Below are 21,735 nucleotides of genomic sequence, written 5' to 3'. Positions count from 1 at the left end.
TTAAATTTTACTTGGATTCCATCAAAAATGCTTGGCGCTTTCGAGAGTATAAAAAAACGAAGGAATTCTCTCACTCTTTCCCAGCGAGAAAATCCGGCTCTATAATTTATGGGACTGATGAATCAGAATTGATTCTTCAGCCCCATTTTCATTTTAGGTATTAAAAAACATATCGTTCTCTAGTATGATTAAATCACCACAAAATAAACAACTGAGAGGACGATATGCTATATGAATGATTCTATCAAAAAAATGCTGAGAATAATAGAGAAAGATTTGATGATTACAGAGGTCTCTTACGAGACCCTTCAGAAGAAAAAGACGTTGGTCGTCGATGCTGTTCTCTCGCCTACTCCTCGTGCTTGTAGAAGTTGTGGTTCTACTGTGGTAGATGGAAACGGGAAAGCAATTATAGTGAAAAATGGGAAGAAGGAAACAATTGTCCGTTTTGAACAATACAATCATATGCCTTTGGTTATGCGCCTAAAAAAGCAGCGCTATACCTGTAAAAACTGTCGCACCCATTGGACTGCTCAAAGTTATTTTGTCCAACCCAGACATTCAATCGCAAATCATGTTAGATATAAAATTGCTTCTTTACTGACTGAAAAAGTATCTTTATCTTTTATTGCGAAAAGCTGTCAGGTATCTTTGACCACCGTTATTCGTACATTGAAAGAGTTTAAAAGCTATTTACCAAAGCAATCTAAGAAGATTCTCCCAAGAGTATTGATGGTTGATGAATTTCGTTCGCATGCTTCCATAGAAGATAAAATGAGCTTTATTTGTGCAGATGGCGAAACAGGAAAATTAATAGATGTTTTGCCTACGCGTAAATTACCTCGATTAACAAGCTATTTCTTAGGTTGTACCAATCCAGAAGAAGTAGAATTCTTGGTGACAGACATGAACGCCGCCTACTTCCAGCTCACCAAACGTGTTCTGCCAAATGCGAAAGTCGTGATTGATCGGTTTCATATTGTCAAACACATGAATCAAGCGTTCAATGAGTTGCGTATCCGTGAAATGAATGAACTTCGTAAAGCCGGACAGAAAAGCCAGGCAGAAAAACTGAAAAAGAACTGGCGCTTTTTGCTAAAAAATCGTGCAAACATCAACCATTATGAATACAAAACATGGAAAAGTTTCCGAGCACCAAAATACCCATTTCTTACTGAAGCAATGATGATTGATCGATTTCTTGAGTTTTCTCCGCCCCTAAAGGAGGCGTATCGCTTTTTTCATGAATTAGTTGAAGCCTTTCGAGACAAAGACCCTGACTTATTTTTCTCCTTATTGGCAGAACTTCCCGAAACGTTAGATGACGGCTTTCGGGAAAAGCTTCAAAACCTTCTGACCTATGAAGAAGGCATCACCAACGCAATGATCTATCCTTATTCCAATGGAAAAATAGAAGCGAAGAATACCCACATAAAGACAATGAAACGAGTATCCTACGGATTTAAATCATTCGAGAACATGAGAATTAGAATCTTTTTGATCAATCAATTAATCAATGTAAGATAACAAAAAATCTGAGCCAGAATGTGGTTCATTCTGACCCAGATTTGATTTTGCACAACTCATCAGTCCTTATTGACAAAGAGCCGAAAATCCTTCGTTTTGTATCACTTATTTTTCTTTCGTATCGATCACAATCGTCACCGGGCCATCATTGACCAAGGCGACTTGCATATCTGCACCAAATTTTCCAGTAGCAACAGTGATCCCTTCTGCTTTTAAGCCTTCATTAAAAGCTTCGTAAAGCGGGATCGCAATACTTGGCGGTGCCGCTTGAATGAAGCTGGGACGATTGCCTTTCTTGGTCTCCCCATAGAGGGTGAACTGTGAAATACTCAAGACGGCGCCATTTATACTTTCCAGTGACCGATTCATTTTACCTTCTTCGTCTTCAAAAACCCGCAGATTTTTGATTTTTCTTACGAGATAAGCCACATCGTCGCCTGTATCCTCATGGGTGATCCCCAATAAAACCATAAACCCTTGTTGGATCGCACCGACGATATTCTCCTCAATCGACACACTTGCTTGACTGACTCGCTGGATCACTGCCCGCATTCTTTCTCATCCCTTCGTACGTCTGACGCTGTAAACATCTGGAATCTGCTTGATCTTATCAACGATCGATTTCAAATGAGTCAAATTCTGAATCGCCACCGTGATGCGGATCGTTGCCATTTTGTCTTTGTTGGTTTTGGCTTCGACACTCACTAAGCGCTTCGTGACAGTGTTGACTGTCTGTAAGACATCATTGAGCAACCCAGAACGATCATAGCCGTAGATCTCAAGATCGGCATCGTATTCTTTGTTGATGTCGGTGGCATCTTCCCACTCAACATCGATCAAACGGTTCGCGGCGTCTTTGTTTTGAACATTGGGACAATCGCTACGGTGGATCGAGATTCCTCGGCCTTTGGTAATGTAGCCGACGATCGAATCTCCAGGGACGGGATTGCAGCAGCGGGAGATACGGATCAACAAGTTATCGACCCCTTCAATGACAATGCCGCCTTCGTGACGAACCTTCATTTTTTCTGGTTCTTTTTTCGTCGGTTGATTGATCATCTCTTGGACTTGCTGCTTTTGCTTCTCGATTTGTTTCTCGCGCCGTTCTTCTTCGGTCAACCGGTTGGCTAACGTTGTGGGACTAACTTCCCCATAGCCGACAGAGGCAAATAGATCATCTTCTGTTTGGTAGTTGAACCGTTCGCAAGCTTCCGCCATTTTGCTTTTCGTCAAAAATTCTTTTGGCACAAAGCCCATATCTTGTAAGGTACGAACCACTGCCTCATGCCCTTTGATGATGTTTTCATCACGATCTTGGGCTTTAAAAAATCGTTTGATTTTGTTCTTCGCTTTGCTGGTAGCCACTAGTTTGACCCAGTCGCGGCTTGGACCAAAGGAATTTGGTGAGGTCAAGATCTCGATAATGTCCCCATTTTTTAGCTTGTAGTCCAATTGGACCATCTTGCCGTTGACCTTGGCGCCGGTGGTTTTGTTACCGATGTCGGTATGGATGCTATAGGCAAAATCCAGGGGACTGGAGCCTTGAGGCAACTCCGTCACATCACCTTTTGGCGTAAATACATAGACTTTGTCGCTGAAAATATCGCCTTTGACACCTTCCATAAATTCAGAAGCATCATAGCTTTCATCTTGTAGTTCCAAGATTTCTCGGAACCAGCCAACTTGTTGGGTCATCTTGTCGGCTCTGACTTTTTCGGTCTTGCCTTCTTTATAGGCCCAGTGCGCAGCAACCCCAAATTCAGCGATCTCATGCATTTCATGGGTCCGAATTTGGATCTCGACAGGATTGCCTTTGGGACCAATGACCGTCGTATGCAGCGATTGGTACATGTTGGCTTTTGGCATCGCGATATAATCCTTGAACCGCCCAGGCATTGGTTTCCATTTTGTATGGATCGTTCCCAAAACCGCATAACAATCTTTGATGGAGTCAACGATCACTCGGATCGCCAACAAATCATAGATTTCATTGAACTGTTTCTTTTGGTCTTTCATCTTGCGATAGATTGAGTAAATATGCTTTGGTCGGCCATAGATCTCAGCATAGATATCTAGTTCCTCGGTGGCGATTCGAATCTCTTCTACGGTTTCAGAAACGTAGGATTCCCGTTCTTCTCGTTTTGTCTGCATCAAATGCACGATTCGGTAATATTGCTGTGGATTCAAATAACGCAAAGAAATATCTTCTAATTCCCATTTGATGCGGCTGATCCCTAAACGATGAGCCAATGGGGCATAGATTTCCATCGTTTCTTGGGCGATGCGGCGTTGTTTGTCTTCCCGCAGATGTTTCAACGTACGCATATTATGTAAACGGTCAGCCAGTTTGACCATGATGACCCGTAAATCTTGCGCCATGGCGATCAACATTTTCCGATGATTTTCTGCTAATTGTTCTTCATGAGATTTGTACTTGATCTTACCCAGCTTGGTCACGCCATCCACTAGCATCGCTACATCGGCACCGAATTCTTCTTTCAGATCGGCTAACGTCACATCGGTATCTTCGACGACATCATGCAAAAAACCAGTTGCAACGGTATGAGGATCCATCTGCAATTCTGCCAAGATCCCCGCAACTTGGATTGGATGAATAATGTAAGGCTCGCCGGATTTACGGAATTGTTCTTTATGGGCTTCTGTCGCGTAATCTAATGCTTTTTGGACAAAGGCAACATGCTCTTCACTCATATAATGAGCGACCAATTTGATGACATTGGGCCCGGTCAATATAACTTCTTTTGCCATTCATTCCGCCTCCTGCTTTTCTTTTTTGTGCTATCAAAAAGGCAGACAGAAGTCGCTGTTAACGTTTCGTCACGCACCCAAAGCCTTGCGGACAAACGTTCTAAGCATGGGACTCCTGTCTAACCTGCAGTTCTTATTTAGTAGTATTATTATACAAATTTTTCAGCTATTTTTCAATCGCTGTTGTTCAAAGCACATCGGGCGACGGCTGGTCCTTAAGCAATTCTTCAAAAACATGATACGAGAGCCCGATTTTCTCAGCGCCAGCAGCCTGTAGTGATTGCAGCGCTTGTTCATCGACTGTGTCAGGATTGATCTGGATCGACAGTTGACTGCCGCCATCTAAGGAAAACAAGCTCACGTCATGCAATGCTTCTGCTAGTGGTTGTTTTTGCCCTAACACAATCTTTGGCCAAGCTTCTTCTTTCAAGCGTTGTGCTACTTGGATCTTCGTCAATTCATTCATGATCTCGGTTTGCACAGCTAAGCGGATCTCTCCTCCTGTCAAGGTCAAGGAGCGGATCGTTTCAGTCAGCTCCGCAAAGCCACGATCATTTTCCATGAAGGAAGAAGCTGGCAGCCAGACTTCCAAAAAATCGGCGCCTTCCATAAACGCCCGACCAATTTCAAACGCCACCTTTGCCAGTGTTCCTTGGGCAAGGGGGTAATCGATCACTGCGCCGATTTGTAGGGAAGAGCCTTGTGCCAAGATTTTCGCTCGCCGAATGGCACTAGGCAAAACGACGACTTCCTTTAAGGTCGTCTTATATTGATTGATAAAATCCTTCAAGACCCAGTCGGTCAGATCGGCCGTCAACAAACGGACACTGATTGCTTCTTGGTTCTTATTCATCAACTCACATCCTCTTTAATTCCGTTAGCACACTGACAGCACTTAAAAAATAAAACGGTGCTGTTTCTGTTCGTAAAATTCGAGGGCCTAACCCGCATAATTTGGCGTTGTTTTGCTGGGCTTCTTCGATTTCGGAGGGGGTCAGACCGCCTTCTGGACCAAAGATCGCTAAAACTTTGCTGCCAACAGGCAATGCGGTGATCACTTGCAGCAGCATCGCTGCTTCTCCTTGTTTGGCTGATTCTTCATAAGCCACTAGGACCGCATCATACTGACTGAGGCTTTGCCAAAATGCTTTGGCGTTATCCAGCAGCGTGATGGCTGGTGCGATCTGCCGTTGGGATTGCTCCGCCGCTTCTTGGGCGATTTTTTGCAGCCGTTGCTGCTTTTTCTGTAATTTCTTTTGATCCCATTTCACGACCGAAGTTTGTGCAGGAAAACCGATAAAGGCTGCCGCCCCCAGCTCCGTTCCTTTTTGAACGATCAATTCCAGCTTGTCGCCTTTCGGGTAGCCGCTAGCGATCGTGACCTGCAGCGGCAATTCCTTGTCCTGCTGTTCTTTTGCGACTTCCTCTAAGTACACCGTTTCTTCATCGGCTTCTTTGATCTTGGCAATGATCGCCAAATGATCCTCAAACACTAAACCGACTTTTGCCCCGGGAGTCATGCGCATCACTCGGATCATATGGTGGAAGGGTTCTCCCGAAACGGCAAACACCGCTTTTGCTTCATAAGGCTCCTGTAAAAAATATCGCTGCATCTTACTCTACCTCTGGTTTTTTAAAGGCGATCGCATACCAGTCTTTTTGATTGAACAATTGATCGATCTCAAAGCCTTGTGCGATCATGGCATCGATCACTAATTGTTTTTTCGTCTCAATGATCCCAGAAACGATCAAGGTCCCTTCTTGCTTCAATAGACGCCACGCATCAGGGATCATCAATAGAATGATGTCCGCTAAAATATTGGCAACGATAAGATCAGCAGGGACCGTCACTCCTTGCAAGAGATCATTGGCCTGCACGGTCACATCGTGAGCAATAGGGTTCATCGCCATATTTTCTTGGGCGGACCTCACAGCGACTTCATCTAGATCATAAGCGAACACGTCTTTGGCACCTAAATATTTACTGGCGATACTCAACACGCCTGAGCCCGTCCCGACATCTAAGACGGTTTCACCGCCTCGCAAGTAGACTTCTAGAGCTTGTAATGTCAAGCGTGTCGTAGGATGCGTGCCGGTTCCAAAAGCCATCCCCGGATCAAGGGTGATGATCTTTTCCTCTTCTTGCAGCGGTTGATAGTTTTCCCAGCTCGGCACGATCGTCAGATAGCGGGAGATACGGACTGGATGATAATATTTTTTCCAGGCCGTCGCCCATGCTTCTTCCACGACCTCGCTCGTTGTGATGGTGTTTTTGCCGATCGCCAAACCATATTCTGGCAGACGGTCGATGGCTGCTTTGATCGTCGGCAGCACTTCTGGTAAAAAGATCGTCTCTGGGAAATAGGCACTGACTTGGGCGCCTTCTTCTAAGGTCGTATAGGTTTCTTTATCCAAAATTTCGCCATACGCATCGCTTTTAAAATTTTCGATATCTAAAACGTCCTCGATCGCTACCCCACTTGCTCCGTGTTCCATTAAAATATTGGCGACTGCTTCCACTGCTTCGCTAGCTGTCGCTACGGTTACTTCATTCCATTTCATGTTCGTTCTCCTTAGTAACTAGGGTACGGGATCATGGTTTCCCCAGCTCCCGCTTGATAGTTCGTCATTTTCTCCACAAATTCTTCTTCGTTGAATCGCAATTCAAAGATCGCTTCTTCACTGTCATCGTTCAAGAAATCAAGCAGATCGCTTTGGCCTTCTTCTAAAATTTCTTGAATGTAATCAACCAATCCGTCTAACAAGGCTTTTTGGATCCCTTTTTTCCCTGCATAAGGGATCGTCGCTAAATAATCTTCTTCATCAAACGTTGATTTTTGTGGATCATACAGCAAAATCCCATCTTCAAATTCAATGATCGCTTCTTCTGATGCCACACCTTGCGCATCGTCGATCTGCACGTGGTGAGGATTTTCGGCAAACAAGCGCAGCACCAATTCGATCGTATGATTTTTGGCATCCCAATCGATCGCCACATCATAGTCGGTGATTTTTTTCGTTAATCGCTGATCTAAGTAAGTCAATATCGTTTCTTTCGCCATCACTATTCCTTCTTTCTTAACACCATCCATGGTCTTGCTGAACAGCGGTTTTTCGTATATTTGTCAAATACGGATTGCCAGCCACCGCAAAACGAAGCGGCATCTGGGTCCATTCCCCTTTATTTGGGATACCGATCCGAGGCAATGCCAAAATTTCTTTTGGGGTACGTCGGCGCTCAGGAACCAAATGCAGTGGGCTTGTAAAAATCGATTCTCCATAAAGCTCAGCGGGGATCTGCAGTGCCTGTACCAGTTTCCCGGGGCCGTTGGCTACATCCGGTCCTGTTTTTTGTCGTTGTTGCTCCATCAAAGCGATCCCATCCACCGGTTCTAGCCCGCGAATCATGATTCCTTGCGGGATGCCTTTTGGCTGCGTAATAAAGTTGACGATTCGATGCGTATGCATCGTATATAAATAAATCGTACCTGGTTCCTGATACATCGCCCGAACCCTTGGTGTGTTTCGCATGCCCACACTATGAGCCGCCAAATCATCGGGACCTAGATACGCTTCACAATCCACGATATACCCACCTACTGTTCCTTCTGGGGTCTCATGTTCCAAATACATTCCTAATAAGGCACGTGCGATGGTCGTTGTCGGCTGTGTCGCAAAAAGTGCCATTAATTCATCCATTCTCATCACCCTCTTTATTCTACACAATTCTCGACGAACTTACTATCTTTGACTACAGAGTTACGACGATCTCAACGATTTCTTTTCAACGAACCTGATTTTTGCTGACTGAGTGGAAAATAAGCGCCCTTTTGTTTCTGTAAAGACGCAAATCAGCTTGTTTATGAGAATATACGTTCTTATGTTATACTTACAGGAAAAGGAGAGGATCGTTTTATGCAGCAGCCACTTGCTTATCGAATGCGGCCACGGAACTTAGATGAAGTCGTCGGACAGCAGCATTTGGTTGGCCCGGGGAAAATCATTCGCCGAATGGTCGAAGCCAAAATGCTTTCTTCGATGATCCTATACGGACCGCCGGGAACCGGAAAAACCAGCATTGCCAGTGCGATCGCCGGCTCGACACGCTATGCGTTTCGCATGCTGAACGCCGCCACAGATACAAAAAAAGACCTGCAGATCGTGGCAGAGGAAGCCAAAATGAGCGGTACTGTCATTTTACTGCTTGATGAAGTCCATCGACTAGACAAGACAAAACAAGACTTTTTACTGCCCCATTTAGAAAGCGGCAAGATCATTATGATCGGTGCCACGACGGAAAATCCCTACATTACGATCAATCCAGCGATTCGCAGTCGGACACAGATTTTTGAAGTCAAACCGCTCCAAGAAGAAGATATTTTGACCGCCATTGATCAAGCCTTAGCAGATGAAACTCGCGGACTTGGATCAGAAACCATCGTATTGACCGATGATGCCCGCTTGCATCTCTCGCGAGCGACCAACGGCGATTTACGAAGTGCGCTAAACGGCTTAGAGCTCGCTGCTCGTTCCACCCCAAAAGGACCAGACGGCATTATTCATTTGACCTTAGCGATCATTGAAGAGTGCGTCCAGCGTAAAGCATTGACCCACGATAAAGATGGGGATGCGCACTATGATGTGATCTCTGCTTTTCAAAAATCGATTCGCGGCAGCGATGTGGATGGTGCGCTGCATTACTTAGGTCGTTTAGTAGAGGCAGGCGATCTGGCGATCATTTGTCGGCGCTTGATGGTCATCGGCTATGAAGACATTGGTTTAGCTAACCCAGCAGCCGCTGCTCGAACCGTCAATGCTGTGTTAGCTGCTGAACGTTTGGGCTTGCCAGAAGCTCGGATTCCGTTAGCCGATACAGTGGTCGATCTATGTCTGTCACCAAAATCCAACTCTGCCTACATGGCATTGGATGCAGCGATCGCAGATATTCGCAGCGGTAAAGCTGGTGATGTCCCGGATCATTTACGAGACAGTCATTACAAGGGTGCCCAAAGCTTGAATCGGGGTGTCGGCTATCAATACCCGCATAATTTTGATGATGCCTGGGTCGATCAGCAATACTTACCTGATAAGCTGAAAAATACTCATTATTACCAACCAAAAGCCACTGGTAAATATGAGCAAGCCTTAGGTCAACGGTACCAACAATTGCAGCAGCGAAAGAAAAAAAACTAGGTACTTAGAAAAAATAGCGACTTTTTGGTATCGTTTTCAAACAACTTTATTGCACCTTCGTCATTCCTATGCTACTATAAGGGTGGGAATTCTGTGATGTACGAGTTGTCCCTTTTGTGTGTTGACCGAACATTTTTATTGATATCTTGGGATCCGTCTTGTGTCAATGCTGGTAACATGCCTTTTCCTTTGGTAGTTCGAAGCTTAGACCGTGGAACCCACCTGCTAGAATTTGCGGGATCAATACTATGGGAAAAAGAACGGCATCAACGGATATTACCCATTCTTTTTAGAATGTGCCATCTGTTTTTAACAGATGGCTTTTTTGCGTTTTCTAACTGATAGCAACAGTGAAACGTCCTTGCCTGACATCAGAGTAAGGGTGGCTTTTGCTATTCTTTCTAGGGTTCGCTATACTAAACTTATCAACTTAGGACAGGATGGCGTATGTTTATGATTCTTCTATTATTTACGATCGTGGCACTCGTATTATTCGGCACCAGTTATTTGCTTTATGCCAAACAAGCGATTTTTTTCACTTTGATCCCTACCACCGAGGCGAATAAGGTCTTCTTAAAAACCTATAGTCTCATTCATTTCCTTTTAGGCGTGGTGGCATTGGTTGTGGGCTTTGTCGATAAGGAGCTGATTGCCTTGTTTTATTTGGCTTTATTGCTGCTCTCTTCCGCATCTTTCAGCATCTTGCTGGCACAAAAAATGAAAAAAAAGAAAGATTAGGTTTTCTTTTTCCAGAAAAAAGCATTACAATAAAAGTAGAAGATAACAGATGGGAGTGTTTCTTATGTTACAACAATATCAACGAATCATGGTAGCCGTCGATGGGTCTAGCGAGTCAGAATTAGCCTTCAAAAAAGCCGTGAACGTGGCACAGCGGAATGATTCTGAATTGGTTTTAGCACACGTGATCGACACTCGTGCCTTTCAAACCGTTTCTTCTTTTGACGGCATGCTTGCTGAACAAGCAACCGAAATGGCCAAACAAACCTTGAAAGACTATGAGGATTATGCCCGCAAGCATCAAGTAACTGCGGTCAAAACGGTGATCGAATACGGCTCGCCAAAACCGATCATTGCCAAACAATTGCCCGAAGATCACGACATCGATTTGATTATGATCGGTGCCACTGGTTTAAATGCCGTGGAACGAATCTTTATCGGTTCCGTTTCTGAATATGTCATTCGCCATGCCGGCTGTGATGTGTTAGTTGTACGGACAGACCTAGAAAACAAAGTCCCAGCAAAAGACCACACGAAAGCTTAATAGTGAGACGACCTGCCGCTGCTTGGCAGGTTTTTTTGTACAAAAAAAACCGTGACAAAAGCAAAAGAGGCAACGAGCGCTCAGGTCTCATTGGTCTTTTTGACTTTGGTCACAGCTCTTTGACAAGTCGGTTATCCAAACTTGTACAGCAAAAAATGAAAGCAAAGTAATAGGTACTCCTATCTAACCATGTTTCCGCTTGATTGTAAATAGTTTTTCTGAATTTTCTGAATAAATAGTTAATTTACCCATCCTTAAATTAAAAAAGCAAAGCGTCGCTTCCCTTAGGAAAAACGACGCCAAAATCTATGGTGATAATGGGCTATCCAAAGGACGCTGGTCAAGAGGATCACAAAGAAAACCGGACCATTCAATAACCAAAAATCAACCGAAGTCGCAGCAAAGCCGTAAAGGATGATAACAATGATGGAAAGAAACAGCGTTGCGATCGTTCCAATGGCTAACCCAAGACTCCCCGCCCCTCTCGTAAACAATTGACTGATGTTGGTCCAATCCAAAAGCAGCAGCCGATAATCACGAGCAAAATATTTCAAGCACAAAAGAAAACTGCTCCAAAGTGCCCCGATTAGAAAAGAGACAGCCAAAATCAGCGGCATTTTGAACAGAAGGACTGCTGCCAGCACGATGACTGCCGTTAAGCTCAGCTGCAAAACGACGCCAAAGCGGAATTTTTCCCGCAAGTAGCGCTTCATCGATAGCGGCAAGGAGCGGACAAACAAGAAATTCTCCTGATCCAGTGAGATCAAATTACTGATAAAAGAAGTCGGGTTGACCATCAATGCTGCCAAGGCGATCCCCGCCACAAAAACGACACCGATAAACCGCTCATCCAATTCACTTAACTGAATCGCTCCTGTAAACACAAAGGACACTAAGAAAATAATGGGCATCAGCAACGAAGAAGAAAAGACTTGCATGATCAAATTCGGATCTCGGATCAACTGCGAATTGTAATTAAACAACAGCTGGCCCAAGCCTTGATTGGGTTTATGCTTCCGACGAACACTCCCTTGGTTGGGCGCCGCGGCTGCCACTTGCTCATAAAACTTCGGCAAGATCAATCGATAGAGGGCAAAAAGAAACACGCCTGCTGTGGCGATGATCCCTAGCAAGCTAAGCAAACCAGTCGTTTGAAACGGTGCCACCATCACATAATAAAAGGGCAATAAAAAGCTGATCGCTCCCCGATCTACCACGTCTGTCTCATAAGTATTCACCTGATTCATCATTAAGACCCCGATCACAACAACCAGCATCGTCACGCCTAGCAATAAACTAGTGACCAATTTTTTATGCTTCAAGAAAAACTTGGTGCGCGTCAGGCTGAAGACGATCAAGCTGCAAATGCTGAAGATCAAGACTAAAAACAAGCCGAACAGCAAGAACGCCCATAAGATCGTCAGCAAGAAAAAGACATTTGCCCGAATCCCTGTCAGGAGAAATAAGACCAACAGAGGAAAAATAAACGGCGCAACGGTGAGAAATACCACCACGATCTTTGCCAGAAAAATTTCACTCTGTCGAAAGGGCAGCGGCAAATACGCTGGCAGATCTTGACTCTCGAAAAAGACATTGTAAATAGACGAAATCCCTTGGGAAAAGCCTAAGATCCCGAACAAAGCGACATAAGCGGTAAAAAAGCCTGGCATCTGACTAAAATCCAATGTGATCATCGTCAACCCATAGACTAGCAGAAACACTACCCCAGAAAGCGCATATTGAAACAACAAATAACTGGTCAAGGTCGAACCAGCCTTGCCTTTTTTGCGGGCTTTGTCTGTCAATTGGGGATTGGCATACCGCAAATTAACGGAGGTCAGAGTCAGAAATTGTTGTTTTCGCATCTACGCTTCCTCCGCTTCTGCAAGAATCGCTTCTTCTTGACTTCTCCCAGTCATTTGCAGATAGATCGTTTCCAAAGAAAGCGACGGATGCTGTGCCAGCAAATCTGCCACTGAGCCATTGTACAGCAGCTCGCCTTTTTTCAAAATCGCCAATTGATCACACAACTGCTGGGCGGTGTCTAAGACGTGGGTGGAAAAAATCACGGTCTTGCCCTTGGCAGCATGCTGTTTCATCATTTCTTTTAAATCATACGCCGCTTGGGGATCTAAGCCTTGTAACGGTTCATCCAAGATCCAAATGTCAGGATCGGGGATCAATGCCCCAATCAGCAGCGTTTTTTGCCGCATTCCATGGGAAAAGCTGGCGATGGTCTCTTCTTCATGAGACAGCATATCAAACAAGCGCCCTAATTTTTGCAAACGCTCGGCCTTTTCCGCTGCTGGCACCTCATACGCGGCGGCAATCAAGTCCCAATACTCCCCTGCCGTTAGCTGTAAAAACAAATCTGGCGTGTCCGGCACATAAGCAATTTGTTTTTTTATCGCTTCGCGATGTTCCACGAGGGATTGGCCATCAAAATAGATTTCCCCACTCGTCGGTTGCAAAATACTCACTAAGCTTTTGATCGTGGTCGACTTCCCTGCTCCGTTGTGTCCCAGAAAGCCAAAGATCTCCCCTTGACGGATCGTCAGGGAAAGATCAGACAACGCTTTTTTTGGTCCATACTGTTTCGTCAGATTCTTGATCTCAATCATTTTCCTGCCTCCTTATTCCATACCTATTGTTATCTTACGCTGAAAAGCAGGAAATGAAAAATGTTTATTGCCATTTTTAACAAATCAATTGACAGGAGCTGTAAAAACAAAGATAATAAGAGCACTTTAGGGGAGTAGCACATGGATCGTTCCATGATCTTAGATCAACAGCAAGCGGGAATCCGCTGGTTTAAGATGTTTCTTGCAAGACCTAAGTGGCAAGGGGCCGCTTAGGTCTTTTTGCAGTTTAAAATGGAGGGAAAACAGTCAATGAGTTCAAGTAAAATGAAAAAAGTGACCGCCGGCGGACTTTTAGTCGCCATGGGGGTGGTCTACGGTGATATCGGTACGAGCCCGCTTTACGTAATGAAAGCCTTGGTGGAGGACAATGGCGGACTACGCACCTTAACACCCGATTTTATCTTAGGCAGCGTCTCGCTCGTCTTTTGGACGCTAACGCTGTTAACGACGATCAAGTACGTCTTGATCGCATTAAACGCGGATAATCATGGAGAAGGCGGGATTTTCTCCCTTTATACCCTAGTTCGTAAAAACAGCCGCTATTTGATTATTCCAGCAATCATCGGGGGCTCAGCCCTGCTAGCAGATGGCGTGTTGACGCCAGCCGTGACGGTGACCACTGCCATCGAAGGATTACGGGGCATTCCAGTCTTTTTTGATCGCTTCGGCAATGATCAATCGATCATCGTCGGCATCACCTTAGCAATCTTATTGGTCCTCTTTGCCCTGCAGCGTTTTGGGACTGAGTTTGTCGGCAAAGCCTTCGGACCGATCATGCTAGGCTGGTTCACCTTCTTAGGCATCGTCGGTGTGATGAACTTTGCTGGTGACCTTTCGGTGATTCGCGCCCTTGATCCCCGTTATGCAATCAATCTGCTCTTTAGTCCCGATAACAGTGCCGGTCTCTTTATTCTCGGCAATATCTTTTTGGCAACGACTGGTGCGGAAGCCCTCTACTCAGACTTAGGTCACGTGGGCAAGAAAAACATTTATGCCAGCTGGCCCTATATCAAAATCTGCTTGATGCTGAATTACTTTGGTCAAGCGGCGTGGTTGCTGCAAGTCTATCAAAACCCGACTTATCAAGAAATCGAAAACTTGAATCCATTCTTCCAAGCGTTGCCGCAAGGGTGGACAGTCTTTGGCGTCAGCTTTGCCACCCTCGCTGCCATCATTGCTTCGCAAGCCCTGCTGTCTGGCTCCTTTACCTTGGTTTCTGAAGCCATCAAGTTGAAACTATTGCCGCGGATGCAAATCATCTATCCGGGGGCTTCTATCGGGCAAATGTACATTCCTGCCTTGAACACCTTGCTGTGGATCGCCTGTTCTGGCGTGGTCTTGTTCTTCCAGACCTCTACTCGGATGGAAGCTGCTTATGGATTGGCCATTACAGTAACAATGTTGATGACCACTATTTTGCTGTATTTCTACTTGCATCAAAACAAGAAGACCCGTTTCTTGGCACCGTTCATCACGCTCTTTTTTGCAGCGATCGAGGGGATTTTCTTTATCTCCAGTGCGACCAAATTTTTCCATGGCGGTTACGTTGCCATCTTATTAGCCAGCGTGATCATCGGCGTGATGCTGATTTGGGAATGGGGCAATCGTATTCAAGAAAATGCTGCCGAAGAAGTTGCACTTTCTACCTACATCCCTCAATTGAAACAGTTGCGGGAAGATGATTCTTTGCCCTTATCTCAGACGAACGTCGTCTTCATGGTTCCTAAACTGCAAGACGATCAGATCGGTCAGCAGTTCATCTATTCCATTTTAGACAAACGGCCAAAGCGTGCCAAAGTGTATTGGTTCGTCAATGTGGAAGTCACCGATGAACCCTATACGAAAAAATATGAAGTTTCGATGGCAGATACCGATTTTATCGTTAAACTAAAGCTTTATCTCGGCTTTCGGGTGCCGCAAGAAGTCAATCTCTACATTCGCCAAATCATTCAAGAATTAATGAAAGATGGTCGCTTGCCGCTACAGCCGCAACGCTATTCTTTAACGCCTGGACGCAATGTGGGCGATTTCCAATTCGTGATGATCGAAGAAGAGCTGTCGAATGCAACTGCATTAAGCAAATGGCAGAAGCAAGTCATGCAGACGAAGCTTTTTATCAAACGCCATACCATTTCACCTGAACGCTGGTTCGGCTTAGAATACAGCGATGTGGTTCATGAGACCGTTCCATTAGTCATCGGACAGATGAAAGAAAGCTCTCTGACAGAATTACGCATCGAGGAACGCTAAGACACCGCCAGTACTGGTTGAACTTTCTGATACTTTCAGGTACACTGAAAAGACAAAGACACAAAGGAGGGGAAACTACCATGATGCGCATGACTAAAATAACAAGTAATGAAAATTACCAACGATACCATATCGCATTTAGCCATGCAATTGGTTTTACAGTTGCTGTTGACGGGACGATTCTGTCCAAAACAGTGAAATTTACGTAAAATCAATGGCCATCTCAAGGTATTTTTCTCAAGAGAATCTGAGTTTAAATAACACTGGCCATGGATATCCATGGCCTTTTTGAGTGGTCTCAAGGAGAGAGATCATGATCATACAAGCAATTGCTATTAAAAAAACCATCGGCGGGAATCCGTTATTTGAGGAGTTATCCTGCCAAATCGAAGCTGGGGAAAAAATTGCCCTAGTCGGCATCAACGGAACGGGCAAATCAACCTTTTTACAAATCTTGACTGGCAGTGAAGGCGTCGATAGCGGCGTTATCAGCCGCCAAAAAGGCTTGAGGATCGGGACGGTCGAGCAAGAGCTGACCGTTTCTGAAGCAACCGTTACCCACTACCTGCTCCATTCTGCTGCTACCATTCAAGAACTCAAGCAGCAAATGAGCCATTACGAAGCCTTGATGGCAGAACCCGATACTGATTTAGAGAAGTGTCTGATCCGTTATGGCGAACTGCAGCAGCGCTTTGAAGAGCTGGGCGGCTATGGATTGGAAGACCGAATTTCCGCGATCTTACAAGGCTTAGGAATTCCCCATCGACAGAACGCACGCTTAACAGAGCTTAGCGGCGGTGAACGGGTCAAAGTCGCTTTAGCCAAAGTGTTAGTTGCCGATGCTGACCTGCTGTTACTAGATGAACCAACCAATCACTTGGATCTTTCCAGTATTCGCTGGTTGGAAAATTATTTACAGAATACGAAAAAAGCGGTTCTAGTCGTTTCGCACGATCGGCACTTTCTCGATCAAGTCACCACCAAGACCTGGGAACTGGAAGAAGGCGCCTTGGTTGAGTATCCTGGAAATTACAGCCGATTTCGTGTCTTAAAAGAAGCTCGCTTGGCAGAGCTGACCAAAAATTACGAACTGCAGCAAAAAGAAGTCCAGCGGCTAAAAGTCATGATTCGTCGGTTTCGTCAGTGGGGCCATGAAGGAGACAATGAATCCTTCTTCAAAAAAGCCAAAGAATTGGAACGCCGCCTAGCGAAACTTACACTGGTCAAACCGCCAGCGCCCCCGAAAAATCGGCTGCAAGGCTTGGCAAATGGCGGAAAATCAGGCAAAGAGGTGTTCATCGTTCGCGACTTGCACCAGCAATATGCCGATCAGCTCCTATTCAAAGACAGCAGTTTTGCAATCTACCGTGGGGAGCATCTAGCCATCATCGGCGACAATGGTACTGGAAAATCAACCTTACTCAAATTACTTCTCGGTGAGGAGCTTCCTAGCGGCGGCACTATCAAGCGCGGCAGCAGCTTACAAATCGGCTATTTGCCCCAACAGCTGCAGTTTGCCGATCCTGAGAGCCGCTTGTTGGCCTACGTACAGACGTTGACAGGAAACGAAGAGGCTGCTCGTCGGCAATTGGCCAAAAGTGGGTTTTATCAAAGTGATGTGGCCAAACGAATCAAAGATTTGTCTGGTGGTGAAAAAATTCGTTTGGCGTTACTGAAACTCTTTTTAGAAAAAATCAACGTCCTGATTTTGGATGAACCAACCAATCACCTCGACAGCTATGCCCGAGAAGAAATTGAAGAAATGCTGCAAGATTATCAAGGGACCCTGCTGGCGGTCAGCCATGACCGCTACTTTTTACAGCAGCACTTCCAAGAAGCCCTGGTCATTGCACAGCAGCAGATCACGCGCCAGTCCCTGAGCCTCTTGATTGACTAAGAGATTGATTCGCAACAAAAAAACTTGATTTTCCTACCGTATGCATGGGTTGTTCAATCCATGCATAGGCGGAAAATCAAGTTTTTATTTTTTGATCAATGAATGTTGCCGATCAAGTTGCGGATCGGTTTTCTAGCTAAATACAAGATGATGCCGACAACAACGGCTACTCCGCCGACGATGCCATAGTACATCCCTTCTGTTTGCGGTGTGTAGAACCGAGCGATTTGCGCATTGATGGCTTGTGAAGAAGCGTCTGCTAACAACCAAATCGCCAAGGTTTGTGCTTCGAAGGCTTTCGGCGCTAGTTTGGTCGTCACCGACAAGCCCACCGGTGAAAGACACATTTCCCCTGCAATCATGATGAAGAAGCTCAATACCAACCATAATGGGCTGACCCGTTCTTCTACTCCAAACAAGAGGCTTGGCAGCATTAGCAATAGAAAGGACAAACCGGCTAAGACTAAACCGATGGCAAACTTCACTTCTGTCCGTGGCTGACGAGAGCCTAGTTTGGTCCACAACCAGACAAAGACAGGTGTCAATAAGACGACAAAAAGTGGATTTAAGGTTTGATACAAACTTGCTGGAATATTGATGCCGAATAACGTTGATTGCGTACGGTCAGCGGCAAACAATGCCAAGATCGATGAGCCTTGTTCTTCCAATGACCAAAAGACGATCGCTGACAAAAACAGCGGAATGTAGGCCAACACTTTTTTCTTTTCATCTGGTGTGACATCTTTCGAACGGAGCATTTTGGTAAAGTAGTAGATCGGTAAGAAAATACCTAGAACACTGATAAAGTTGATGAAGAAATCCACCGTCAGATGGCCAGTTGCAGCTGCTGCGCCAAACAACACTGCCAATGCGAGAAGAACCAGAACGACTGCTCGGAAGAAGGTTTTCTTTTCGGCTGCCGATAAGGGATTCGTTGGCGCGATCGCTACACTTTTCAACGTGGTTTTTCCTTGCACATAATACTGCACCAAACCGATGAACATCCCGATGGCAGCAATCGAAAAGCCTAAGTGGTAGTTGACCTCTTGTCCTAAGATCCCGACGATGATCGGTGCTAACAAGCCGCCAATATTGATCCCCATGTAGAAAATCGAGAAACCAGCATCCCGACGGATATCGTCTTTGCTGTATAAATGCCCCACCATACCCGACACGTTGGATTTCAAGAGTCCGGTTCCGATGACGATCAGCATCATGGACACAAACAACGCTGGAATCCCTAAAGGTGTTGCCAAAACGATGTGTCCTAACATGATCAAGATCCCACCATAAAAGACGGATTTATTTGATCCTAACAGACGGTCCGAGATCCAGCCGCCAACAATACTTGACATATACACTAAGGAACCGTAAATGGACATGATCGCCACAGCCGTTCCTTTTGGCAATCCTAAGCCGCCGTTGGCAACTGCATCGTACATGAAGTACACCAAAATCGCCCGCATACCATAATAACTGAATCGTTCCCACATTTCCGTGAAGAATAAAGTCGACAGCCCTCGCGGCTGACCTAAGAATGTTTTTTCTTTTTCCATATGTAATGGCCCCTTATAAAAATTAATGAAAATAAAATAGCGGAATTTTTCTGAAAATTCACAAATGCCAGTTTATTCCCATTTGGCAACTTTTACAAGGGTATTTCCCTGAGAATATCTTGTAAAAAAGGAGGGAAATTTAAATTCAAATGAAAGCAAAATGAGAAGCCCTCCACCTAGGTGCAGTATGAGCCAATTCTCATATGTATAATTATTAAATTATCTGTTTAAAAAATTAGAAAATGGTCTTCACCAATTTTTCTCTCTAGCCCCATTTTGCGGACTTTCCTACAAAAAAAACACATGCAAGCATTTCTCTTGCATGTGTTTCAGCTTCTATTTCTAAAGAATGTTTTCGCTTAGCCGCGTAAACGTTCCACATCGCGAGCGATCATTAATTCTTCATCTGTTGGGATCAAAAGTACTTTGACTTTTGACTCTTCAGTTGAGATCACTAATTCTTCGCCGCGTTTTGCATTTTGATCGGCATCTAATTCGCAACCAAACCAAGTCATGCCTTTGATAACTTCGCTGCGGACGTGGGCATCATTTTCACCGATACCGGCAGTAAAGACGATCGCATCAACACCGTTCATGGTCGTTACATAGCCACCAATGTATTTACGGATGCGGTCAGTAAAGACGTCATAAGCAACTTTGACTTCTTCTTTGTCGTAGTTTGCTTCTAGATCGCGCATGTCGCTGGAAATACCAGTTAAGCCTAATAAACCAGATTTTTTGTTTAAAACATCCACCATTTCATCGATATTCAAATCTAATTTTTCCATTAAGTAAGGCAAAACAGCAGGATCGATGTCACCTGAACGTGTGCCCATCGTTACACCAGCTAATGGCGTGAAGCCCATTGATGTATCTACTGATTTTCCGCCGTCAACCGCAGTGATCGACGCACCGTTCCCTAGATGGCAAGTGATGATTTTTAATTCTTCGATTGGTTTACCTAACATTTCTGCTGCACGCTCAGAAACATAACGGTGGCTTGTACCGTGGAAGCCGTATTTACGTACTTTAAATTCGTTATAGTACTCTAATGGCAAGCTGTATAGGTAATTGTGTTTTGGCATCGTTGCATGGAAAGAAGTATCAAAAACAGCGACACTGATGATTTCTGGCAAGATTTTTTTGAAAGCAGTGATCCCCATCAAGTTTGCTGGGTTGTGTAATGGCGCAAATTCAGCCAATGCTTGGATGCGTTCCATCACTTCGTCTGTGATCACAACTGAATCAGGGAAATCTTCTCCGCCGTGAACGACGCGGTGACCGACGCCAGTGATTTCATCATAGGCACCTAAAATGTTTAATTCGATCAGTTGATCCAATAACATTTTTACAGCTACTTCGTGATCGTTGATGTCGATGATTTGTTCGAATTTTTGATCTTCCCCATATTTGATGGTAAAGATAGAATCTTTCAAACCGATTCGTTCAACGATTCCTTTAGCGACAACTGTTTCCTCTGGCATTTGATATAATTGCCATTTTAAACTTGAACTTCCAGCATTGATTGCGATTGTTTTTGACATGATGATCTCCTTATCCGAATTATATTACAGATTTGCTGCTTTCCAAGCCGCAAATTGTTCAAAAAGTTTTGTGATGTTCTTTGGTTCTTTCAGTGAGGCTAGCTTGACCAGCAAGACTTCGTCTGCTTGTTTGCTTGTCCCTCCATGGTTTTGTAAAAGCAAAATACTTTTACGTGAATGTTCATTTTTAAAGAGTTCTTCAGGAAGCTGAATCATTCCTTGCAAATAAACCTTTTCTTTCAGCCATTTTTTCAAAAATTCACTCTGTTCCGTTTCCAAGAAGTTGCTTGGTACTAAGAACAAACCGTAACCGCCAGCTTTGACATAGTTCATCGCTTGTTCCATCAACAAATGATGGGCGTAACTGTGCCCTTCTGGAGCCGCCGTAATGAAGCTGCGGGCTTTGTCATCTTGTGGGTAATAGCCCACCGGTAGATCGCTGATCGCCAGATCCATCGGTTCGATCAAAAGCTCTTGCAAGCCATCTTGATGGAACAAATGCAAGGGCGCTTTGGTCCATTCGCCAGTCACAGCTGCGATCGCCAACAAGGTTTCGTCAATATCCACACCGGTTCCTTCTACTGGACGCTTCGCTAATTGCAGATTCAGCAAGACTGTCAATAAGAGATTCCCCATGCCTACCGATAAATCAAGAAGTTTCACTGGTTGGTCGGCACTACTCAACTGCTCGATCAAATAGACGAATAAAAACCCAAGACTATCTGGTGTCAGTTGGTGATTGGCCTGCAGGCGTTCCGTTTGGCTGCCTTTCAACAAAACCAACTGCGCAAGCTTGCGTTTTTCTTCTGCCGATAGTTCCATTGCTCGAATTTCTTGATAGATGGTTTCTAAACGAGCAGCAGTTGCTTCATCTGGTACCCCATCGATCACGCGAACTTGGTATTGATCAACAAAATTTTCGATCGTCTCTACGTAAGCATCAAAAAAAGACGTTTCCAATGCGTTTTGAAGCAGTTGGATCGCTTCAACGGTCAAATGAAAAGACGTTTCCATTTTTTCTGCGGACATCTTGCACCTCTTTTCAAAACTATAACAACATATATACCTGTTTAAT

19 protein-coding genes and 1 other RNA gene are annotated in these 21,735 nt (G+C 44.8%); 8 read left to right on the top strand and 12 right to left on the bottom strand.

Annotated elements, in window-relative coordinates; genetic code table 11:
- Window positions 1-231 precede the first annotated feature (231 nt).
- Window positions 232-1,527 (top strand): ISL3-like element ISEfa11 family transposase, encoded by a 1,296-nt coding sequence (locus IGJ05_RS15165; RefSeq protein WP_225000768.1) that lies wholly within the window; start codon window positions 232-234, stop codon window positions 1,525-1,527.
- A gap of 105 nt (window positions 1,528-1,632) precedes the next feature.
- Here the strand turns inward: IGJ05_RS15165 and dtd are convergent, their stop codons facing one another.
- The 7 genes from dtd to IGJ05_RS15130 all read right to left on the bottom strand — a co-directional run bounded on the left by dtd (window position 1,633) and on the right by IGJ05_RS15130 (window position 7,995).
- The gene (dtd, locus tag IGJ05_RS15160; protein WP_005227772.1) at window positions 1,633-2,079 is read right to left on the bottom strand and encodes a D-aminoacyl-tRNA deacylase; all 447 of its coding nucleotides are present in this window, start codon (window positions 2,077-2,079) and stop codon (window positions 1,633-1,635) included.
- 6 nt (window positions 2,080-2,085) lie between these two features.
- A complete protein-coding gene (locus IGJ05_RS15155; RefSeq protein ID WP_005227770.1) occupies window positions 2,086-4,296 on the bottom strand; it encodes a RelA/SpoT family protein in 2,211 nt (736 codons plus the stop codon).
- Window positions 4,297-4,483: 187 nt separating this feature from the next.
- Window positions 4,484-5,149 (bottom strand): hypothetical protein, encoded by a 666-nt coding sequence (locus tag IGJ05_RS15150; RefSeq protein WP_005227769.1) that lies wholly within the window; start codon window positions 5,147-5,149, stop codon window positions 4,484-4,486.
- 4 nt (window positions 5,150-5,153) lie between these two features.
- Window positions 5,154-5,909: a 16S rRNA (uracil(1498)-N(3))-methyltransferase gene (locus IGJ05_RS15145; RefSeq protein ID WP_225001323.1), complete on the bottom strand. Its 756-nt coding sequence runs from the start codon at window positions 5,907-5,909 to the stop codon at window positions 5,154-5,156.
- A gap of 1 nt (window position 5,910) precedes the next feature.
- Window positions 5,911-6,858, bottom strand: a complete 948-nt coding sequence (gene prmA / locus IGJ05_RS15140) for a 50S ribosomal protein L11 methyltransferase (RefSeq protein ID WP_081116938.1) — start codon at window positions 6,856-6,858, stop codon at window positions 5,911-5,913.
- Between the two features lie 11 nt (window positions 6,859-6,869).
- Window positions 6,870-7,358, bottom strand: a complete 489-nt coding sequence (locus IGJ05_RS15135) for a DUF3013 family protein (protein ID WP_005227763.1) — start codon at window positions 7,356-7,358, stop codon at window positions 6,870-6,872.
- A gap of 16 nt (window positions 7,359-7,374) precedes the next feature.
- Complete coding sequence (locus tag IGJ05_RS15130; RefSeq protein WP_010749036.1) at window positions 7,375-7,995, bottom strand: DNA-3-methyladenine glycosylase; 621 nt, start codon at window positions 7,993-7,995, stop codon at window positions 7,375-7,377.
- Between the two features lie 216 nt (window positions 7,996-8,211).
- On the opposite strand from IGJ05_RS15130, the gene IGJ05_RS15125 reads away from it, so the two are divergent.
- The 4 genes from IGJ05_RS15125 to IGJ05_RS15110 all read left to right on the top strand — a co-directional run bounded on the left by IGJ05_RS15125 (window position 8,212) and on the right by IGJ05_RS15110 (window position 10,771).
- The gene (locus IGJ05_RS15125) at window positions 8,212-9,489 is read left to right on the top strand and encodes a replication-associated recombination protein A (protein ID WP_015510472.1); all 1,278 of its coding nucleotides are present in this window, start codon (window positions 8,212-8,214) and stop codon (window positions 9,487-9,489) included.
- A gap of 85 nt (window positions 9,490-9,574) precedes the next feature.
- Window positions 9,575-9,769: non-coding RNA, 6S RNA (ssrS, locus tag IGJ05_RS15120), on the top strand.
- Window positions 9,770-9,936: 167 nt separating this feature from the next.
- Complete coding sequence (locus IGJ05_RS15115; RefSeq protein ID WP_010749034.1) at window positions 9,937-10,227, top strand: hypothetical protein; 291 nt, start codon at window positions 9,937-9,939, stop codon at window positions 10,225-10,227.
- A gap of 64 nt (window positions 10,228-10,291) precedes the next feature.
- A complete protein-coding gene (locus IGJ05_RS15110; RefSeq protein WP_010749033.1) occupies window positions 10,292-10,771 on the top strand; it encodes a universal stress protein in 480 nt (159 codons plus the stop codon).
- Between the two features lie 284 nt (window positions 10,772-11,055).
- Here the strand turns inward: IGJ05_RS15110 and IGJ05_RS15105 are convergent, their stop codons facing one another.
- Window positions 11,056-12,636, bottom strand: a complete 1,581-nt coding sequence (locus tag IGJ05_RS15105) for an ABC transporter (RefSeq protein ID WP_081116940.1) — start codon at window positions 12,634-12,636, stop codon at window positions 11,056-11,058.
- Window positions 12,637-13,392, bottom strand: coding sequence for an ABC transporter ATP-binding protein (locus IGJ05_RS15100; RefSeq protein ID WP_005227750.1), 756 nt, complete (start codon window positions 13,390-13,392; stop codon window positions 12,637-12,639). It abuts the gene before it with no gap.
- Window positions 13,393-13,662: 270 nt separating this feature from the next.
- Between IGJ05_RS15100 and IGJ05_RS15095 the strand changes: the two genes are divergently transcribed.
- From IGJ05_RS15095 to abc-f, 3 genes are all read left to right on the top strand, one after another.
- On the top strand, window positions 13,663-15,663 hold the full coding sequence (locus tag IGJ05_RS15095) for a KUP/HAK/KT family potassium transporter (protein WP_266166522.1): 2,001 nt from the start codon (window positions 13,663-13,665) through the stop codon (window positions 15,661-15,663).
- Window positions 15,664-15,743: 80 nt separating this feature from the next.
- Window positions 15,744-15,872: a hypothetical protein gene (locus IGJ05_RS15090; protein ID WP_260610744.1), complete on the top strand. Its 129-nt coding sequence runs from the start codon at window positions 15,744-15,746 to the stop codon at window positions 15,870-15,872.
- Between the two features lie 104 nt (window positions 15,873-15,976).
- Window positions 15,977-17,560 carry a ribosomal protection-like ABC-F family protein gene (abc-f, locus tag IGJ05_RS15085; protein ID WP_266166523.1) on the top strand — a complete coding sequence of 528 codons (1,584 nt, stop codon included), beginning with the start codon at window positions 15,977-15,979 and terminating at the stop codon, window positions 17,558-17,560.
- A 95-nt stretch (window positions 17,561-17,655) separates the two neighbouring features.
- On the opposite strand, the gene IGJ05_RS15080 is transcribed toward abc-f, so the two are convergent.
- The 3 genes from IGJ05_RS15080 to IGJ05_RS15070 form a co-directional block, all read right to left on the bottom strand.
- A complete protein-coding gene (locus IGJ05_RS15080; protein WP_005227746.1) occupies window positions 17,656-19,116 on the bottom strand; it encodes a peptide MFS transporter in 1,461 nt (486 codons plus the stop codon).
- A gap of 359 nt (window positions 19,117-19,475) precedes the next feature.
- Window positions 19,476-20,660 (bottom strand): acetate/propionate family kinase, encoded by a 1,185-nt coding sequence (locus IGJ05_RS15075; RefSeq protein WP_005233419.1) that lies wholly within the window; start codon window positions 20,658-20,660, stop codon window positions 19,476-19,478.
- A 24-nt stretch (window positions 20,661-20,684) separates the two neighbouring features.
- A complete protein-coding gene (locus tag IGJ05_RS15070) occupies window positions 20,685-21,689 on the bottom strand; it encodes a class I SAM-dependent methyltransferase (protein ID WP_081116942.1) in 1,005 nt (334 codons plus the stop codon).
- Window positions 21,690-21,735 lie beyond the last annotated feature (46 nt).

This window comes from Enterococcus sp. AZ167, from assembly GCF_051714025.1.
Lineage (GTDB): Bacteria > Bacillota > Bacilli > Lactobacillales > Enterococcaceae > Enterococcus_D > Enterococcus_D casseliflavus.
Note: the sequence above shows the minus strand (reverse complement) of the source record. Positions and strands in the feature narration are given on the sequence as shown.

Excerpts from the sequence above, each read along its gene's own strand:
- IGJ05_RS15165 (WP_225000768.1), top strand. The coding sequence starts at position 232 with ATGAATGATTCTATCAAAAAAATGCTGAGAATAATAGAGAAAGATTTG.
- dtd (WP_005227772.1), bottom strand. The coding sequence starts at position 2,079 with ATGCGGGCAGTGATCCAGCGAGTCAGTCAAGCAAGTGTGTCGATTGAG.
- IGJ05_RS15155 (WP_005227770.1), bottom strand. The coding sequence starts at position 4,296 with ATGGCAAAAGAAGTTATATTGACCGGGCCCAATGTCATCAAATTGGTC.
- IGJ05_RS15150 (WP_005227769.1), bottom strand. The coding sequence starts at position 5,149 with ATGAATAAGAACCAAGAAGCAATCAGTGTCCGTTTGTTGACGGCCGAT.
- IGJ05_RS15145 (WP_225001323.1), bottom strand. The coding sequence starts at position 5,909 with ATGCAGCGATATTTTTTACAGGAGCCTTATGAAGCAAAAGCGGTGTTT.
- prmA (WP_081116938.1), bottom strand. The coding sequence starts at position 6,858 with ATGAAATGGAATGAAGTAACCGTAGCGACAGCTAGCGAAGCAGTGGAA.
- IGJ05_RS15135 (WP_005227763.1), bottom strand. The coding sequence starts at position 7,358 with ATGGCGAAAGAAACGATATTGACTTACTTAGATCAGCGATTAACGAAA.
- IGJ05_RS15130 (WP_010749036.1), bottom strand. The coding sequence starts at position 7,995 with ATGGATGAATTAATGGCACTTTTTGCGACACAGCCGACAACGACCATC.
- IGJ05_RS15125 (WP_015510472.1), top strand. The coding sequence starts at position 8,212 with ATGCAGCAGCCACTTGCTTATCGAATGCGGCCACGGAACTTAGATGAA.
- IGJ05_RS15115 (WP_010749034.1), top strand. The coding sequence starts at position 9,937 with ATGTTTATGATTCTTCTATTATTTACGATCGTGGCACTCGTATTATTC.
- IGJ05_RS15110 (WP_010749033.1), top strand. The coding sequence starts at position 10,292 with ATGTTACAACAATATCAACGAATCATGGTAGCCGTCGATGGGTCTAGC.
- IGJ05_RS15105 (WP_081116940.1), bottom strand. The coding sequence starts at position 12,636 with ATGCGAAAACAACAATTTCTGACTCTGACCTCCGTTAATTTGCGGTAT.
- IGJ05_RS15100 (WP_005227750.1), bottom strand. The coding sequence starts at position 13,392 with ATGATTGAGATCAAGAATCTGACGAAACAGTATGGACCAAAAAAAGCG.
- IGJ05_RS15095 (WP_266166522.1), top strand. The coding sequence starts at position 13,663 with ATGAGTTCAAGTAAAATGAAAAAAGTGACCGCCGGCGGACTTTTAGTC.
- IGJ05_RS15090 (WP_260610744.1), top strand. The coding sequence starts at position 15,744 with ATGATGCGCATGACTAAAATAACAAGTAATGAAAATTACCAACGATAC.
- abc-f (WP_266166523.1), top strand. The coding sequence starts at position 15,977 with ATGATCATACAAGCAATTGCTATTAAAAAAACCATCGGCGGGAATCCG.
- IGJ05_RS15080 (WP_005227746.1), bottom strand. The coding sequence starts at position 19,116 with ATGGAAAAAGAAAAAACATTCTTAGGTCAGCCGCGAGGGCTGTCGACT.
- IGJ05_RS15075 (WP_005233419.1), bottom strand. The coding sequence starts at position 20,660 with ATGTCAAAAACAATCGCAATCAATGCTGGAAGTTCAAGTTTAAAATGG.
- IGJ05_RS15070 (WP_081116942.1), bottom strand. The coding sequence starts at position 21,689 with ATGTCCGCAGAAAAAATGGAAACGTCTTTTCATTTGACCGTTGAAGCG.